Genomic DNA, 1,766 nt, shown 5'->3' with positions numbered 1-1,766 from the left:
TAACTGGTTAAACAAGTTAATCTCCGATTGCTGCCATTGTCTGCTGCTACGGCATTGGTGAGCAATCAATAATCCCCACAAACGCTCTTGCTGTAAAATGGGCACAACCAGGTTAGCCCGGATTTGCAGACTTCGCAGGAGGTCAATATGACACGGCGATAGTCCCGCAGTTTCAATATCTGCGATCGCTCTGGTGTTACCTTGTTGATAGTAAGCTGCACGGGTAGATTTAAAGCACGTGTCCATGACATGAAATCCCAGAATGGACATACACTCTTCTGCTAAGGATTCTACAGCGACCAAACCACTCCAGTCTTCCTGAAACTGATAGATCAATACTCTATCTACCTTAAATAGTTGTCGCACTTCGGCTGCTGTGGTTTGCAAAATCTCGTTTAACTCTAATGATTGTCGAATTCGCTGCGTCACAGCCGCAACAATTCGCTCGGACTCACTTTGGTGCTGAACCTGCTCAACCACCTGACAATTTGTCGATGCTACAGTTAAGGCGATGGGATCAAAGCGAGGGGTTGTAGTAATAGGCACTGCACTGGGTTGAGCAATCAAATAGCCTTGAGCAAAATTTGCACCTCGTTCTCGCAGCCAGTTCAGTTCCTCAATGCATTCAATTCCTTCAGCAACAGTTTGGATATTTAACTTTTGAGTAATCTCTAGAAGCTTCTCGGTAATTGAGGCTTTGTAAAGGTCTTGATGCACATCTCGAATTAACTCTATGTCCAGCTTGATAAAGTCTGGACGTAACTGATGTAGCAAGTTTAGGCTGGAATAGCCAGAACCCAGGTCATCAAGGGCGACTAAAAACCCAGCATCCCGGTAGTATTGGAGCAATGCCTTGAGATGGTCTAAATCTTGAGAATTGTCTGATTCCACGACTTCAAAAACAACCCGCTCGTGGGAAATGCCAGCAGCATCAATTGCCTCTACCGTACTACGTAGGCAAAAAACTGGGTCATAAAGTGACGTTGGTGCAAAATTTATGAAAATATGCCCACTCACTTGATAGCGGCTGAATTGAGTAATTGTGCTGAGGCGAGCAACTTGGTCGAGTTGTGGTAAAATTCCGGCTTCGGTGGCTAACTCCAGAATCGGTGCCGGTAGGACTAAATTGCCTTCTTCGTCCAGCCCCCGCAAGAGCGATTCATATCCAAAAATCTGCGATGTATCGTTAATTGAAACAATTGGTTGAAAGTAACTGGTGAATCGTTCTGTTGCTAGCATTTCAACTAGCCAGTCGGATTGATTGAACTTAATGAAGCGTTGTAATGAGGCTATGTCACTAAAATCGTGGAGTTGAGGTTGGATAGTGCCTTGAATGAAAAGAACTTGCGTCTCTTTTAATTCTCTCGGTGCAAGTAGTTTGGCCAGGTTACGGGCAATTTCTAGAGACTGTCCGGATCTACAGTTCAAACTCAAACCTGGCCGCTCGTCCATCAGTTCATACTCAAGGGCAAACTTTTGTAGGTAGTCGGTAACTTTTTTCAGGGTATGTGGAACGGGAAACCAGAGAAAGAGCCTACCTGCCTCCTTAGTCCGGCAACGTGCAACATTGCGACAAGCACAGGTTTGGGAGATAGGACATATTTGGCTCATAGCTAACTAATTTGTTCAATCCGATTTATTCTATTATTCCCGCTATTTTTACTGTAAAAGATAAACTACACTTCAAATACATGAAGATTTGATGAGTTAAGTAAACTGAATAATTTAACGGAGTAGGTGACCAGGGGAAACGCATCTAATTTATT

At 43.9% G+C, this 1,766-nt stretch carries 1 protein-coding gene; it reads right to left on the bottom strand.

Annotated features, from left to right (window positions below):
• Window positions 1-1,611: EAL domain-containing protein (locus tag RRG12_RS43855; RefSeq protein ID WP_420763341.1), on the bottom strand; the 1,611-nt coding region annotated here is incomplete at its 3' end.
• Window positions 1,612-1,766: the final 155 nt, after the last annotated feature.

The sequence above is a fragment of the Nostoc sp. CALU 546 genome, from assembly GCF_048836525.1.
The sequence above is the reverse complement of the archived record's forward strand: the minus strand, read 5'-3'. Positions and strand labels throughout refer to the sequence as shown.